The sequence below is a fragment of the Micromonospora sp. NPDC047467 genome (assembly GCF_040643095.1).
Lineage (GTDB): Bacteria > Actinomycetota > Actinomycetes > Mycobacteriales > Micromonosporaceae > Micromonospora.
Genome location: NZ_JBEYTO010000003.1, coordinates 380,055 through 392,714 on the forward strand (window position 1 = coordinate 380,055; position 12,660 = coordinate 392,714).

13 protein-coding genes are annotated in these 12,660 nt (G+C 73.2%); 3 read left to right on the plus strand and 10 right to left on the minus strand.

Annotation, left to right across the window (positions count from 1 at the left end; all coding sequences use genetic code 11):
• Nucleotides 1-19: 19 nt before the first annotated feature.
• The 4 genes from dxs to ABZ780_RS10445 form a co-directional block, all read right to left on the minus strand.
• Complete coding sequence (gene dxs, locus ABZ780_RS10430; protein WP_357012366.1) at nt 20-1,966, minus strand: 1-deoxy-D-xylulose-5-phosphate synthase; 1,947 nt, start codon at nt 1,964-1,966, stop codon at nt 20-22.
• A 127-nt stretch (nt 1,967-2,093) separates the two neighbouring features.
• Nucleotides 2,094-3,254, minus strand: coding sequence for an anhydro-N-acetylmuramic acid kinase (locus ABZ780_RS10435; protein WP_357012363.1), 1,161 nt, complete (start codon nt 3,252-3,254; stop codon nt 2,094-2,096).
• 85 nt (nt 3,255-3,339) lie between these two features.
• On the minus strand, nt 3,340-4,623 hold the full coding sequence (locus tag ABZ780_RS10440) for a TRAM domain-containing protein (RefSeq protein WP_357012361.1): 1,284 nt from the start codon (nt 4,621-4,623) through the stop codon (nt 3,340-3,342).
• Nucleotides 4,616-6,685 carry an APC family permease gene (locus ABZ780_RS10445; RefSeq protein WP_357012359.1) on the minus strand — a complete coding sequence of 690 codons (2,070 nt, stop codon included), beginning with the start codon at nt 6,683-6,685 and terminating at the stop codon, nt 4,616-4,618. Before ABZ780_RS10445 ends, ABZ780_RS10440 begins: the two co-directional genes overlap by 8 nt.
• Nucleotides 6,686-6,866: 181 nt before the next feature.
• On the opposite strand from ABZ780_RS10445, the gene ABZ780_RS10450 reads away from it, so the two are divergent.
• Nucleotides 6,867-7,532 carry a TrkA family potassium uptake protein gene (locus ABZ780_RS10450; protein ID WP_357012357.1) on the plus strand — a complete coding sequence of 222 codons (666 nt, stop codon included), beginning with the start codon at nt 6,867-6,869 and terminating at the stop codon, nt 7,530-7,532.
• A 3-nt stretch (nt 7,533-7,535) separates the two neighbouring features.
• Nucleotides 7,536-8,225, plus strand: coding sequence for a TrkA family potassium uptake protein (locus ABZ780_RS10455; RefSeq protein WP_357012354.1), 690 nt, complete (start codon nt 7,536-7,538; stop codon nt 8,223-8,225).
• 28 nt (nt 8,226-8,253) lie between these two features.
• Here ABZ780_RS10455 and ABZ780_RS10460 read toward each other — a convergent pair whose 3' ends face one another.
• From ABZ780_RS10460 to dut, 4 genes are all read right to left on the minus strand, one after another.
• A complete protein-coding gene (locus ABZ780_RS10460) occupies nt 8,254-8,937 on the minus strand; it encodes a DUF3159 domain-containing protein (RefSeq protein WP_357012352.1) in 684 nt (227 codons plus the stop codon).
• Nucleotides 8,938-8,962: 25 nt separating this feature from the next.
• On the minus strand, nt 8,963-9,343 hold the full coding sequence (locus tag ABZ780_RS10465) for an OB-fold nucleic acid binding domain-containing protein (RefSeq protein ID WP_357012350.1): 381 nt from the start codon (nt 9,341-9,343) through the stop codon (nt 8,963-8,965).
• Nucleotides 9,344-9,470: 127 nt separating this feature from the next.
• Nucleotides 9,471-10,145, minus strand: coding sequence for a DUF3710 domain-containing protein (locus ABZ780_RS10470; protein WP_357012347.1), 675 nt, complete (start codon nt 10,143-10,145; stop codon nt 9,471-9,473).
• 25 nt (nt 10,146-10,170) lie between these two features.
• Nucleotides 10,171-10,710: a dUTP diphosphatase gene (dut, locus tag ABZ780_RS10475; RefSeq protein WP_357012345.1), complete on the minus strand. Its 540-nt coding sequence runs from the start codon at nt 10,708-10,710 to the stop codon at nt 10,171-10,173.
• Nucleotides 10,711-10,799: 89 nt separating this feature from the next.
• Here dut and ABZ780_RS10480 point away from each other — a divergent pair, with 89 nt between their 5' ends.
• Entirely contained in the window at nt 10,800-11,327 is a 528-nt protein-coding gene (locus tag ABZ780_RS10480; RefSeq protein WP_357012343.1) for a DUF3093 domain-containing protein, read from the plus strand.
• A gap of 87 nt (nt 11,328-11,414) precedes the next feature.
• Here ABZ780_RS10480 and ABZ780_RS10485 read toward each other — a convergent pair whose 3' ends face one another.
• Nucleotides 11,415-12,212, minus strand: coding sequence for a hypothetical protein (locus ABZ780_RS10485; RefSeq protein ID WP_357012340.1), 798 nt, complete (start codon nt 12,210-12,212; stop codon nt 11,415-11,417).
• 120 nt (nt 12,213-12,332) lie between these two features.
• Nucleotides 12,333-12,629, minus strand: coding sequence for a DUF4193 domain-containing protein (locus tag ABZ780_RS10490; RefSeq protein WP_007075406.1), 297 nt, complete (start codon nt 12,627-12,629; stop codon nt 12,333-12,335).
• Nucleotides 12,630-12,660: the final 31 nt, after the last annotated feature.

Genomic DNA, 12,660 nt, shown 5'->3' on the forward strand with positions numbered 1-12,660 from the left:
GCGCCCGCCGTCGGGGGTTTTAGTTCTGGGCTGGGGCGTCGGTTGGCGTCAACCGGACCGGGGAGTTGTCGAGGCCGGAGATCCAGCCGGTGACGTTGCGGGCCACGTCCTGGGCGGTCAGACCAAGGTCGGCGAGGATCTGCGCGCGGGTGCCGTGCGGGTGCCAGTCGGCCGGTACGCCCAGGTCCTTGAGCGGCACCCGGACGTCGGCGTCGCGCATCGCCTGGCCGAGCGCGTCGCCCACCCCGCCGACCCGGACGCCGTCCTCGACGCTGACCACGAGCCGGTGGCGGGCGGCCAGCTCGACCAGCTCAGCCGGCACCGGGCGGACCCAGCGGGGGTCGACGACGGTGACCCCGTAGCCCTGCTCGGCGACCCGGGCGGCGACCTCCATGCCCAGCTGGCCGAACGAGCCCACGGCGACCAGCAGCACGTCGGTACGCGCCGACTCGGCCAGCACGTCGACCGGGCCGACCCGACGCAGCGCCGGCAGGTCGGCGGCGACGGCGCCGGTCGGGAAGCGCACGACGGTCGGGCCGTCGTCGACGGCCAGCGCCTCGCGCAGTTCCTCGCGCAGCGTGGCGGCGTCGCGGGGAGCGGCGATCCGCAGCCCTGGCACCACCCCGAAGACCGACATGTCCCAGATGCCGTAGTGGCTGGGGCCGTCCGGGCCGGTGATGCCGGCGCGGTCCAGCACGAAGGTCACCGGCAGCTTGTGCATCGCCACGTCCAGCAGGACCTGGTCGAAGGCTCGGTTGAGGAAGGTGGCGTAGACGGCGACCACCGGGTGCAGGCCGCCGAGCGCCAGCCCGGCCGCCGACGTGGCGGCGTGCTGCTCGGCGATGCCCACGTCGTACACCCGCTCGGGGTACTTACGGGCCAGCTTCGCGATGCCGGTCGGCTCGGCCATCGCGGCGGTGATGCCCACCACGTCCGGCCGCTCGTCGGCGATGGCCAGCAGCTCGTCGGCGAAGACGTGCGTCCACTTCACCGCTGGCGCGGCCAGCAGCGCTCCGGTCTCCACGTCGAAGGCGCCGCCGGGGCCGTGCAGGCAGTCCGCCTCGTCCTCCTCGGCCGGGCGGTAGCCGTAGCCCTTGCGGGTGACCGCGTGCACGATCACCGGGCCGCCGAAGTTCTTCGCCGCCCGCAGCGCGGACTCGACCGCCGCCACGTCGTGCCCGTCGACCGGGCCGACGTACTTGATGCCGAGGTCCTCGAACATGGCCTGCGGCGCGACCGCGTCCTTGATGCCCTTCTTGACCGCGTGCAGCACCTCGTACATCGGCTTGCCGACCAGCGGGGTGGAGCCGAGTGCGTCCTTGACCGTGTCGAGGACCTTCTCGTAGCCCGGGTTGAGCCGCAGCGAGGAGAGGTGGTCGGCGAGGCCGCCGATGGTCGGCGAGTAGGACCGGCCGTTGTCGTTGACGACGATGACCAGGGAGTTGCCGGCGGTGGCGATGTTGTTCAGCGCCTCCCAGCACATGCCGCCGGTGAGCGCGCCGTCGCCGACCACGGCCACGACGCTGCGCGCCTCGCCCCGCAGGGCGTACGCCTTGGCCAGGCCATCGGCGTAGGAGAGCGCGGTGGAGGCGTGCGAGTTCTCGATCAGGTCGTGCTCGCTCTCGGCCTGGCTGGGGTAGCCGGAGAGGCCACCGCGCTGGCGGAGCTTGTCGAAGCCGGCCTGACGGCCGGTGAGGATCTTGTGTACGTACGCCTGGTGGCCGGTGTCGAACAGGAGCCGGTCACGGGGGGAGTCGAAGACGCGGTGCATGGCCAGCGTCAGCTCGACCACACCGAGGTTGGGCCCGACGTGCCCGCCGGTGCGGGAGACCTTGGCGATCAGGAAGTCGCGGATCTCCGCGGCGAGCACGCCCAGTTCCTCGCCCGACATCCGCTTGACGTCCTGCGGACCGCGAACCGTCCCCAGCAGTCGGCCGTGGTTAGCCGTGTCCTCTTCAACACTCATGACCGCAGAGTCTATCGGCCCTGCCGTACTCCGCAGCCCGGCCGAGCCCGCCGCACCCGCACCCGCCGACTGAGCGCCTGCTCAGAGCCCGGCAGGCCCGGCCCACGACGACCGACGGCGGGCCTGGTCAGGACCGGATCCGCAGCCGGCGCGGTGGGGCGGCCGGTACGCCGGGGTACGCCGGGCCGGCCGGGGTCCAGGAACCCAGGACCGCGCCCCGGGTGGCGCCGGTCACTGACGGGATCGACCCGGGCAGGCCGTGCCAGGACAGCCAGCCGAGCAACGCGAAGGCGTACGCCTCCTTGGCCTGCGCCGGCACGCCCAGCTCGTCGGTGCCGCGCAGCCGCCACCGACCGGCACTGAGGGCAGCGAGCCGGCCCAGCAGGGTGGGGTTGCGCACACCGCCCCCGGCGGCGACCACCTCGACGACGCCGCGCCTGTCGCACTCGACGGCCACCACCCGCGCGGTCAACTCGGTCAGCGTGGCCAGCAGGTCGTCCACCGGCACGGGCGCGTCGAGCGCGGCGAGGTGGCGGTCCAGGTAGCCGGCGTGGAACAGCTCCTTGCCGGTGGACTTGGGCGGCGACGCCGCGTAGTACGGCTCGGCCAGCAGTTCGGCGAGCAGCCCCGGGTGTACCCGGCCGGCCGCCGCCCGCGCGCCGTCGAGGTCGCACGGCCGGCCCAGGAAGCGCCGGGCCGCCGCGTCCAGCAGGGCGTTGGCCGGGCCCACGTCGTACCCGAGGACCGGCGCCCCGGGCGCGACCACGGTGAGGTTGGCGATGCCGCCCAGGTTCAGCGCCGCACGCGGCCCGGCGGCGCCGTCGAGCAGCAGCGCGTCGAAGGCCGGCACCAGCGGCGCGCCCTGACCACCGGCGGCGATGTCCGCCGAGCGCAGGTCACTGAGCACCGGTACGCCGACCCGGGCCGCCACCCGGGCCACCGCGCCCAGTTGCAGGGTGCCCCGGGCCACCCCGTCGGCGACCCAGTGGAAGACCGTCTGACCGGGCGAGACCACCGCGTCGACCTGCCCACCGGCCAGCTCCAGGCCGACGGCCGCCGCCTCGGCGAACACCTCACCCAGGCGGTTGTCGAGCCGGCAGACCGCCTCGATGGTGGTGGCCTCCGGCGGCAGCAGCGCGGCGATCTCGGCACGCAGGGCCTCGTCGTACTCCAACTCGCGGTGCCCCAGCGGCCGCAGCCAGAGGGTGTCCTCCTCGGCGGTGAACTCCGCCGCGACGACGTCCACCCCGTCGTACGACGTGCCCGACATCAACCCGACGATCTTCACGGCGTCAGGTTAGCGGCGGCCCGAGTCACCTGGTGGCAGCCCCGGCGGCGGTCAGCCCGCGCCTGGCACGAGCGGGCAGACAGCCCTACGCGGTGTCGCTGGTCGCGGGCTCGGGCACGCCCGGCACCAGCAACGCCACCAACTCCACATGCTGCGTCATCGGGAACAGGTCGAACCCGCGCAGCGCCGCCAACCGCCAGCCCAGCCCGGCGAAGGTGCGTACGTCCCGGGCGAAGGCCGCCGGGTCGCAGGCCACGTACGCGATGGCCCGAGGGCCGGCGGCGGCCAGCGCGCGGACCACCGCGGCGCCGGCCCCGGCGCGCGGCGGGTCGAGCACCACCACGTCGACCGGGCCGGTGATCCGCCGGCGGGCCAGCGCGGTCTCCACCCGGGCCGACACGACCTCGACGCGGGGCAGGTCGGCCAGGTTCTGTCGGGCGGCGGCGACGCCCTGCGGAGCCGCCTCCACCACGGTCACCCGGCCGGTCGCGCCGACCCGGGTGGCCAGCCCGGCGGCGAACAGCCCAGCGCCGCCGTAGAGGTCCCAGGCCACCTCGCCCGGTCGCGGGTCGAGCAGCTCCAGCACGGCCGTGGACAACGTGTCGGCCGCCGCCGGGTGCACCTGCCAGAAGGCGGACGCGGGCAGCGTCCAGTCCCGCCCGGCCGCCACCTCGCGGACCACGGCCGGCCCGCTCACCGGCGTGGAGATCCCGTCGCGGACCTCCGCGACTGTCACGTCCCCGCCGGTGCTGGCGACGGTCTCCACCGCGTCGGCGGCCGGCCAGGACGCGCCGGTCGGGGTCAGCACCGGCAACTGCTGGATGGCCGGGTGGGCGATCCGGCAGCGGTCGATCGGCACGACCTCGTGCGAGCGGTGCTTGAGCAGGCCGGCCCGGTCGGCGGCGTCCACCGCGTAGCGGACCCGGGAGCGCCAGCCCAGCAGCCCGCCGGGCAGCGCCTCGACCCGGACGCCGAGGCGGTCCAACTCGGCGTCGGTCAGCCCGCCGAGGCGGGTCAACTGCTCGCGCACCACGGCGGCCTTCCAGGCCAGCTGCGCCTCGGGGGCGACGTGTTGCAGGTCGCAACCGCCGCAGGCGCCCGGTTTCGCGTACGGGCAGGGCGGCTCGACCCGGTCCGGCGAGGCGTCCAGCACGGTCACCGCGTCGGCCCGGACGAACCCCTTGTGCACCTCGGTGACCTCGGCGATCACCCGCTCGCCGGGCAGCGCGTGCCGGACGAAGACCACCTGCCCGTCCACCCGGGCCACGCAGTGCCCGCCGGGTGCGACCGCGTCGACGGTCAGCTCGACGCGCTCCGCCTCGGCCAGGCCAGGCTCAAACTCCGCGGGTGCCGCGGTCCGCTCAGTCACGGCCGCCTCCGACTGTTCCGCTGCCCACCGGGCCGCTCTCGCCGGGCTGCGCGGGCACCACCTCCGGGGGCACCGTGCCCCGGGGCCCGCGCGCCGGGGTCCGGGACAGGGTGGCGTCCAGCCGGTCCAGGTTCTTGCTCGCGCTCGAGGCGAGCTGCCAGGGAACGCTCACCACCATCACCCCCGGTTCGAAGAGCAGCCGGCCCTTGAGGCGCAACGCGCTCTGGTTGTGCAACAGGTTCTCCCACCAGTGCCCCACCACGTACTCGGGGATGAAGACGGTGACCACGTCGCGCGGTGACTTGCGGCGCGCGGAGGCCACGAAGTCCAGGATCGGCCGGGTGATCTCTCGGTACGGCGAGTCGACCACGGTGAGCGGGATCGCCATCTCCCGCCGCTCCCAGTCGGCCTGAAGATCGCGGGTGTCCTGCTCGTCCACGTTGACCGTCACGGCGGTCAGCGTGTCCGGCCGGGTGGCCCGGGCGTACGCGATGGCCCGCAGCGTCGGCTGGTGCAGTTTGCTGACCAGCACGATCGCGTGGTTGCGGGCGGGCAGCACGGCCCGGCCCTCGTCCGGCGGGGTCAGCTCGGCGGCGACCCGGTCGTAGTGCCGGCGGATGGCCAGCATCAACACGTAGATCACCGCCATCGCGGCGATCGCGATCCACGCGCCGAGCAGGAACTTCGTGATCAGGACGATCACCAGCACGGTGCCGGTCAGGCCCGCGCCGAACGTGTTGATGGCCCGAGATCGGTGCATCCGGCGGCGCGCCTCCGGGTCCCGCTCGGTCCGCAGCCGCCGGTTCCAGTGCCGGATCATGCCGGCCTGGGAGACGGTGAACGAGACGAAGACCCCGACGATGTAGAGCTGGATGAGGCGGGTCACCTCGGCCTGGAAGCCGACGATCAACACGATCGCGAAGAGGGCGAGGAAGACGATGCCGTTGGAGAACGCGAGCCGGTCGCCCCGGGTGTGGAACTGGCGGGGCAGATAGCGGTCCTGGGCGAGGATCGACCCGAGCACCGGGAAGCCGTTGAACGCGGTGTTCGCGGCCAGGAAGAGGATCAGGGCGGTCATCCCGGCCACCACGTAGAGCAGGATCGACCCGGAGCCGAAGACCGTCTCGCCGAGCTGGGTGGTGACGGTCTTCTGCACGTACCCCTCGGGGCCGGAGACGATCTGCAGGGCCGGGTCCTCGACGAACTGCAGGTGGGTCAGCCGGGCCAGCCAGATGATCCCGACCAGCATGCTCACCGAGATGCCGCCGAGCAACAGCAGCGTCGTGGCGGCGTTCCGGCTCTTCGGCGCCTTGAACGCCGGCACCCCGTTGGAGATCGCCTCGACCCCGGTGAGCGCGGCGGCGCCCGAGCTGAACGTCCGTAGCAGCAGGAAGATCAGCGCGAAACCAGTCACGCTGTGCTCGGCCTGGATGACCAGGTCGGCGCTCGGCGCGCGGAGGTCGTCGCCGAGAACGAAGACCCGGACCAGCCCGGTGAGCAGCATCCCACCGATGACGATCACGAAGCCGTAGGTGGGGATGGCGAAGGCGGTGCCCGACTCGCGCAGTCCGCGCAGGTTGACCGCGGTCAACAGGGTCACCGCGATCACCGCGATCATGACCTTGTGGGTGGCCACGAACGGCACCACCGAGCCGAGGTTGGCCACGCCGGAGGAGACCGACACGGCCACCGTGAGCACGTAGTCGACCAGCAGCGCGCTGGCCACCCCGACCCCGAACTTCGGGCCCAGGTTGACCGTGGCCACCTCGTAGTCACCACCCCCGGAGGGGTACGCGTGCACGTTCTGCCGGTAGCTGGCCACCACCGTGAGCATCACGACGACAACGGCCAGCGCGATCCACGGGGAGAACAGGTACGCCGACGCGCCGGCGATCGACAGGGTCAGCAGGATCTCGTCGGGCGCGTACGCGACGCTGGACAGCGCGTCGGAGGCGAACACGGGCAGCGCGATGCGCTTCGGCAGGAGGGTGTGCTGCAGACGGTCGGACCGGAACGGTCGACCGAGGAGCAGCCGCTTCAGCAGCGAGGTGGGACTGGCCACGAACGCCAAGGGTACGACCACCACGGCGAGAACGCGGGGGTGGGCGATCACGGCTGCCCGGCGCGACGGGGTACGGTCGGTCCCCGCTGCCGACCGGCACGTGGCAGGCTCGCAGTCGAAGGCCACCGGCCGCGCCTGCGCAAGGGCAAGCGGCAGCGGTACGCACCTTGGGAGGGACAGCGTGCACGTCGTGATCATGGGATGTGGTCGGGTCGGGTCGACGCTCGCCCACAGCCTGGAGTCCCGGGGGCACTCGGTGGCGGTGATCGACCACGATGCCGACGCCTTCCGCCGGCTCGGCCCCGACTTCGCCGGGATCACGGTGACCGGGGAGGGCTTCGACGGTGACGTGCTGCGCCAGGCCGGCATCGAGCGGGCGGACGCCTTCGCGGCCGTCTCCAGCGGCGACAACTCCAACATCATCTCGGCCCGTCTGGCCCGGGAGACGTTCGGGGTGTCCCGGGTCGCGGCACGGATCTACGACCAGCGCCGGGCGCAGGTCTACGAGCGGCTGGGCATCCCCACCGTGGCGACCGTGCGCTGGACGGCCGACCGGATGCTGCGGCACCTGGTGCCGGAGGGCAACGTGGAGATCTTCCGCGACCCCACGAGCACCGTATCGATCGTCGAGGTCCCGGTGCACAAGGACTGGATCGGCCGTCCGGTGCGCAAGTTGGAGGAGGCGTCCGGGGCGCGGGTGGCCTACCTGATCCGCTTCGGCATCGGCACGCTGCCCACCGCCTCCACCGTCCTACAGGAGGGCGACCAGGCCTTCATGCTGGTCAGCGACGACATCGTGGGGACGGCCACGTCGGTGGCGGCGGCGCCGCCGGAAGGGGGGCACTGAGCCATGCGGATCGCCATCGCGGGGGCCGGAAACGTGGGCCGTTCGATCGCCCAGGAGTTGATCGACAACGGCCACCAGGTGATGCTGATCGAGCGTCAGCCCAAGATGCTGCGCCCGGACCGGGTGTCGGCCGCCGAGTGGGTGCTCGCCGACGCCTGCGAGCTGGCCAGCCTGGAGGAGGCCAACCTCGCCGGCTGTGACGTGGTGGTCGCCGCCACCGGCGACGACAAGGTCAACCTGGTGGTGTCGCTGCTGGCCAAGACCGAGTTCGCGGTGCCCCGCGTGGTGGCCCGGGTCAACCGGGCCGAGAACGAGTGGCTCTTCACCGAGCAGTGGGGCGTGGACGTCGCGGTGAGCAAGCCTCGGGTCATGGCCGCGCTGGTCGAGGAGGCGGTCACCGTCGGCGACCTGGTCCGGCTGATGACGTTCCGGCAGGGCGAGGCGAACCTCGTCGAGATCACCCTGCCGCCGACCGCGCCGTACGTCGGTCAGCCGATCCACGCCGTGCCGCTGCCCCGCGACGCCGCGCTGGTGGCGATCCTGCGCGGCAAGCGGGTCCTGGTGCCCAGCCCGGACGACCCCATCGAGGCCGGCGACGAGTTGGTGTTCGTCTGCACCGCCGAGGTGGAGGACGACGTCCGCGCGGTGATCCTCGGCCCGGACAGCGTCGAGCGGACCCGCAACTCGCGCTGAGCCGCCCGCGCGGGGCTGCCCCGCGCGGTCAGGCGCCGGGCAGCGGGGACGGTTGCGGTTCCCGGGTGACCCGGCGCACCGTCCAGACCGTGATGAGCAGCAGCAGCGCGTACGGCGGGTAGCCCAGCGCCAGCCGGGCCACGCCCAGCGCGGTGTCCTGGTGGGCCAGGTAGAGCCCGGCCTGCACACCCACCTTGGCCAGCCAGACCACGCCCCAGAGCACGGTCAGCTGGGTGAAGGTGCGCACCAGCTTCGGGTCGTCCCGCCACTCGGAGCGACCCTTGGCCACCAGCACCGACCAGATCCAGCCGACGAGGGGCTGCCGGATGGCCGCCGAGATCAGCAGCGCGATGCCGTAGCCGATGCCGTAGAGGATGCCGGGGAGGTAGAAATCCCGCTCGTCGCCGGTGCGCCAGGCGATGGCGGCGCCGATGCCGACGCCGAACAGCCCGTTGACCGCGTGTCGGATCGGCCGGCGCTGGGCCAGTCGCAGCCCGGCGATCAGCAGCGCGACGGCCACCGAGGCGATCACCGCCGGCCGCAACTCACCGATGATGTTGGCGACGACGAAGACCACCACCGGGATGCTGGATTCCACCAGCCCTCGCCAGCCGCCAAGCTGATCGGCCATCTGCTCGGCGACCGTCGGCAGTCGCTCGTCGTCCTGAGGACCGGTCTCCGGCTGTGCCGCCCGGTGCTGTCCCGTCGTCATGGCCGGCCTTCCGTCCGCAGCGCCGTCACTTCGGCGAGTCCAGCTCGTAGTACGGGTTGTAGATGACCTTGCGGTCGTCGCGCATCGCCACCCGGCCACGCGCGGTCAGGTGTCGCCCCGGCTCGATCCCGGAGATGTGCCGTCGGCCCAGCCAGACCAGGGTGACCACGTCGCTGCCGTCGTACAGGTCGGCCTCGAGGGTGGGCAGATTGGTGCGCGGCGTGTAGACCACCGTGCGCAGCCGCCCGGCGATCGAGACCACCTGACCCCGGGAGCACTGCTGGGCCAGGACGCCGCCACACTCGGCGCTCTCCTGGCGCAGCTCCTGCGCGTCGATCTCGGCCTCGCTGGCGGTGAACCGTTGCAGGATGCGCCGCAGCGACACCCTGCTCTCGTCGGTCATCATGACCTCCGCGTCACCCTCTCCACGCTCACCGGCCCGCCGTGGGGCACTGCCCCGGCACCGGCAACGCCGGAACCGTTCCGCCAGCGTACGCCGACGGGGCCGGTTCCGGCGCTCCGGTGCTCGGCGGTCAGACCTGGCGCGACTCGGAGGCGGCGGCCGCGTCGCCCGCCTCGGCGTCGGCCTGGTCGGCCATCTCCCGAGGCAGGCGCAGCGGCAGCGGCTCGCGGACCGGCTTGGCCTCCTGCCCCCGGTCGACCACCAGGCCGTCCAGGCACTCGGCGAGCGGCCCGGCGCTGGCCGGGTCGACTGCCACCCGGCCCTGGAAGACGCCGCGGACCATCCAGCGCGGCCCGTCGACACCGACGAACCGCAGGTGCGTGGGGCCGTCCTCGGTACGCACCTGGGCGTGCAGCTCCGGGCCGTACTCGCCGTCGACCTCCTGGGCGGTGGCACCGTCGCGCAGCAGCGACTGACGGATCTCCTCGCGCACCTCGTCCCAGATCCCCTCCGAGCGGGGCGCGGCGAAGACACCGAGCTGCAGGGCGTTGTCACCGTGGACCAGCACCACCTGCTGGATCACGCCCTGCGGGTCGGCCTGCACCCGCACCTCCACCTCGGCGACCGCCGGGATTTGCAGGCTGCCCAGGTCGAGGCGCTGCACCTCGTCGTTGACCTCGGAGATGTCGTACGGCCCGCGCACCAGCGCGGGCGTCGACTCGCCGGTGCCCTCGTCGAGGACCTCGGTGGTCCGCTCGTCACGGGTGTGCCGCCCGGCACCGGCCCGCTTTCGGGAGAAGATCACTGCGCCCGCCCTCCGCTGTTCGCACTCACCCTGCCACCTCTTCCGTCCGGCCACGGCCCGGCTCGTCGACCCGATCCCGCGCGACCCGATCCTGCCCGGCCGGCGACGGCACCAGTCCGGCGTGCCCGCCGGTCGAGCCGTGCCCGCCGGTCCCACGCTGGGACTCGGGCAGCTCGGCCACCGGCTCGAACCGCGCCCGTGCGACCCGCTGGATCACGAGCTGCGCGATCCGGTCACCGCGGGAGATCTTCGCTGGCGTGTCCCGATCATGGTTGATCAGGTTGACCAGGATCTCACCCCGGTAGCCGGCGTCGACCGTACCGGGCGCGTTGAGCACCGTCACGCCGAGCCTGGCCGCCAGGCCGGATCGCGGATGGACCAGGCCCACGTACCCCTGCGGCAGGGCGATGGCCACCCCGGTGGGCACCAGGGCACGGCCGCCGGGCGGCAGCTCCACGTCCGTGGCGGCCACCAGGTCGGCCCCGGCGTCGCCCGGATGGGCGTACGCGGGCAGCGGCAGCTCGGCATCGAGCAGCCGCACGGGCACGGGTACGACGTCGGTCACGAGACCCTCTTCCGTCCGGTTGTCGGGCTGACCATGCCATCCTGCCGGTTACCCGGGCCGTCGTGCGCCGTACCCTCGCAGGAGTGAGCATGTCGCCCTCCCCGTCCGCCGGTCGGCCACCGGTCGCGGCCCGTCCGACGTACGCCGAACGGCTGGATCTGCCCTGGTGGCTGTGGCTGGTCGGGTTACTGGCCGCCGCTCTGCTGGCCGTCGAGATCTGGATGGGCGGCACCGGCGCGCGTGCCTGGGTGCCGTTCGCGGTGCTGCTGCCGATCACCGCGGCCGGGCTGTGGTGGCTGGGCCGGATCCGCGTCGCGGTCACCGACTCGGAGCTGCTGGTGGACGACGCCCGGCTGCCGGTGCGCTTCGTCGCCGACGTGGTCCCGTTGGACGCGGCCGGCCGCCGTGAGGTGCTCGGGGTCGGCGCGGACCCGCTCGCCTTCGTGGTGCAGCGGCCGTGGATCAGCGGTGCCGTGCAGGTGGTGCTCAACGATCCGGCCGACCCGACGCCGTTTTGGGTGGTGAGCAGCAGACGTCCGGTCGAGCTGGCCGAGGCGCTGCTGGCCGCCCGGGACGCTCGGACGCCCGCCGACCGGAGGGCCGCCGAGCCGGGCTGACCCCCGCCGGCGCACACGGCGCGCGGCCCGACTGGGGCCCACGCGACCGACGGAGGCGCAGGGCCTGCTGAGGCCCGCGCGGCCCGCTCAGGTGCCTGTCGGCGGGCCGGGCAGGGCCGATGGTGGCGCCGGCCGGGCGATACCGCGACGGCGCAGGTCCACCTGGAGCTGCTCGGCCATCTGTCGAGTGGCCCGGCGGTTGAGGAAGCTGGCTACCGCCGCACCGGTGAGGAACGGCCCGAGCGTGGTGAGGTTGCGCCCGAAGCGCCGCAGCAGCGTGTCCCGCAGCTCCTTGCGGGCGGCGGTGCCGAGCACCGCGCCCACCCCGACGCCGGGCACCATCGGGTTGACTCCGCGCTGGGTGGCCCACGAGTGCACCAGGGCGACCGTCCGTTGGCTGCCGCTGTCGGCCAGCGGCACGCCGTAGACCTCGTGCAGCTCACCGACCAGCTTCAGCTCCACCGCCACCACCGCGACCGTCTCGGCGGCGAGCAGCACCGGCGCGGAGAGCAGGGTCGGTGCGACAGTCCACTCGACGGCGGCGACTCCCCCGCCGGCCGCGCCGACCCCGGCGGTCGTCCGGGCCGCGTTGCGGATCAGGCGATCGGCCAGGGCGGCGTCGTCCAGGCCGGGGAAGTGTTGGCGCAGGGTGGCCAGGTCCCGTATCGGGATGTGTGGGGCGATCTCGGCCACCGTGTCGACCATCCAGCGCACGGCCGCACGGGGCTTGAAGAGGTCGGAGATGCCCCGGCTACGGGCCTGCCCGACCATCCGGGCGAGAAGTTGACGCCGCCGGGCCGGCTCGATGTCGTCAGCGGTCAACGCCGCGACGGTGGCGCCGAGCTCGTCCGCGCCGCCGCCGGTGGTGTCGGCTCGATCGCTCATGGGTCGGACCTCCCGCTGCTGTGGCATCCCGCTACGAGTCAAGCAGGTACCCACGGGAGTCGCATGCCTACACCGGTAGCGGCGGCCCCGATCAGGAGGCCGCCGCCGGTGTTGTGAGTGTCAGACGCACTCGCGGCAGATCAGCTCGCCGTTCCGCTCGACCGCCAGCTGGCTGCGGTGATGCACCAGGAAGCAGCGGGCGCACCGGAACTCGTCCTGCTGCATCGGTAGCACCTTGACCGTGAGCTCCTCGTCGGCCAGATCGGCACCGGGCAGCTCAAAACTCTCGGCGACCTCGGCCTCGTCGACGTCCACTGCGCCCGACTGTGAGTCGACGCGCCGGGCCTTGAGCTCTTCCAGGCTGTCCTCGCCGAGGTCGACCTCGTCGCGACGCGGGGCGTCGTAGTCGGTGGCCATCGGTTTCACTCTCCCATATCGATGTTGTCGC

Excerpts from the sequence above, each read along its gene's own strand:
- dxs (WP_357012366.1), bottom strand. The coding sequence starts at position 1,966 with ATGAGTGTTGAAGAGGACACGGCTAACCACGGCCGACTGCTGGGGACG.
- ABZ780_RS10455 (WP_357012354.1), top strand. The coding sequence starts at position 7,536 with ATGCGGATCGCCATCGCGGGGGCCGGAAACGTGGGCCGTTCGATCGCC.
- ABZ780_RS10460 (WP_357012352.1), bottom strand. The coding sequence starts at position 8,937 with ATGACGACGGGACAGCACCGGGCGGCACAGCCGGAGACCGGTCCTCAG.
- ABZ780_RS10465 (WP_357012350.1), bottom strand. The coding sequence starts at position 9,343 with ATGATGACCGACGAGAGCAGGGTGTCGCTGCGGCGCATCCTGCAACGG.
- ABZ780_RS10480 (WP_357012343.1), top strand. The coding sequence starts at position 10,800 with ATGTCGCCCTCCCCGTCCGCCGGTCGGCCACCGGTCGCGGCCCGTCCG.
- ABZ780_RS10485 (WP_357012340.1), bottom strand. The coding sequence starts at position 12,212 with ATGAGCGATCGAGCCGACACCACCGGCGGCGGCGCGGACGAGCTCGGC.
- ABZ780_RS10490 (WP_007075406.1), bottom strand. The coding sequence starts at position 12,629 with ATGGCCACCGACTACGACGCCCCGCGTCGCGACGAGGTCGACCTCGGC.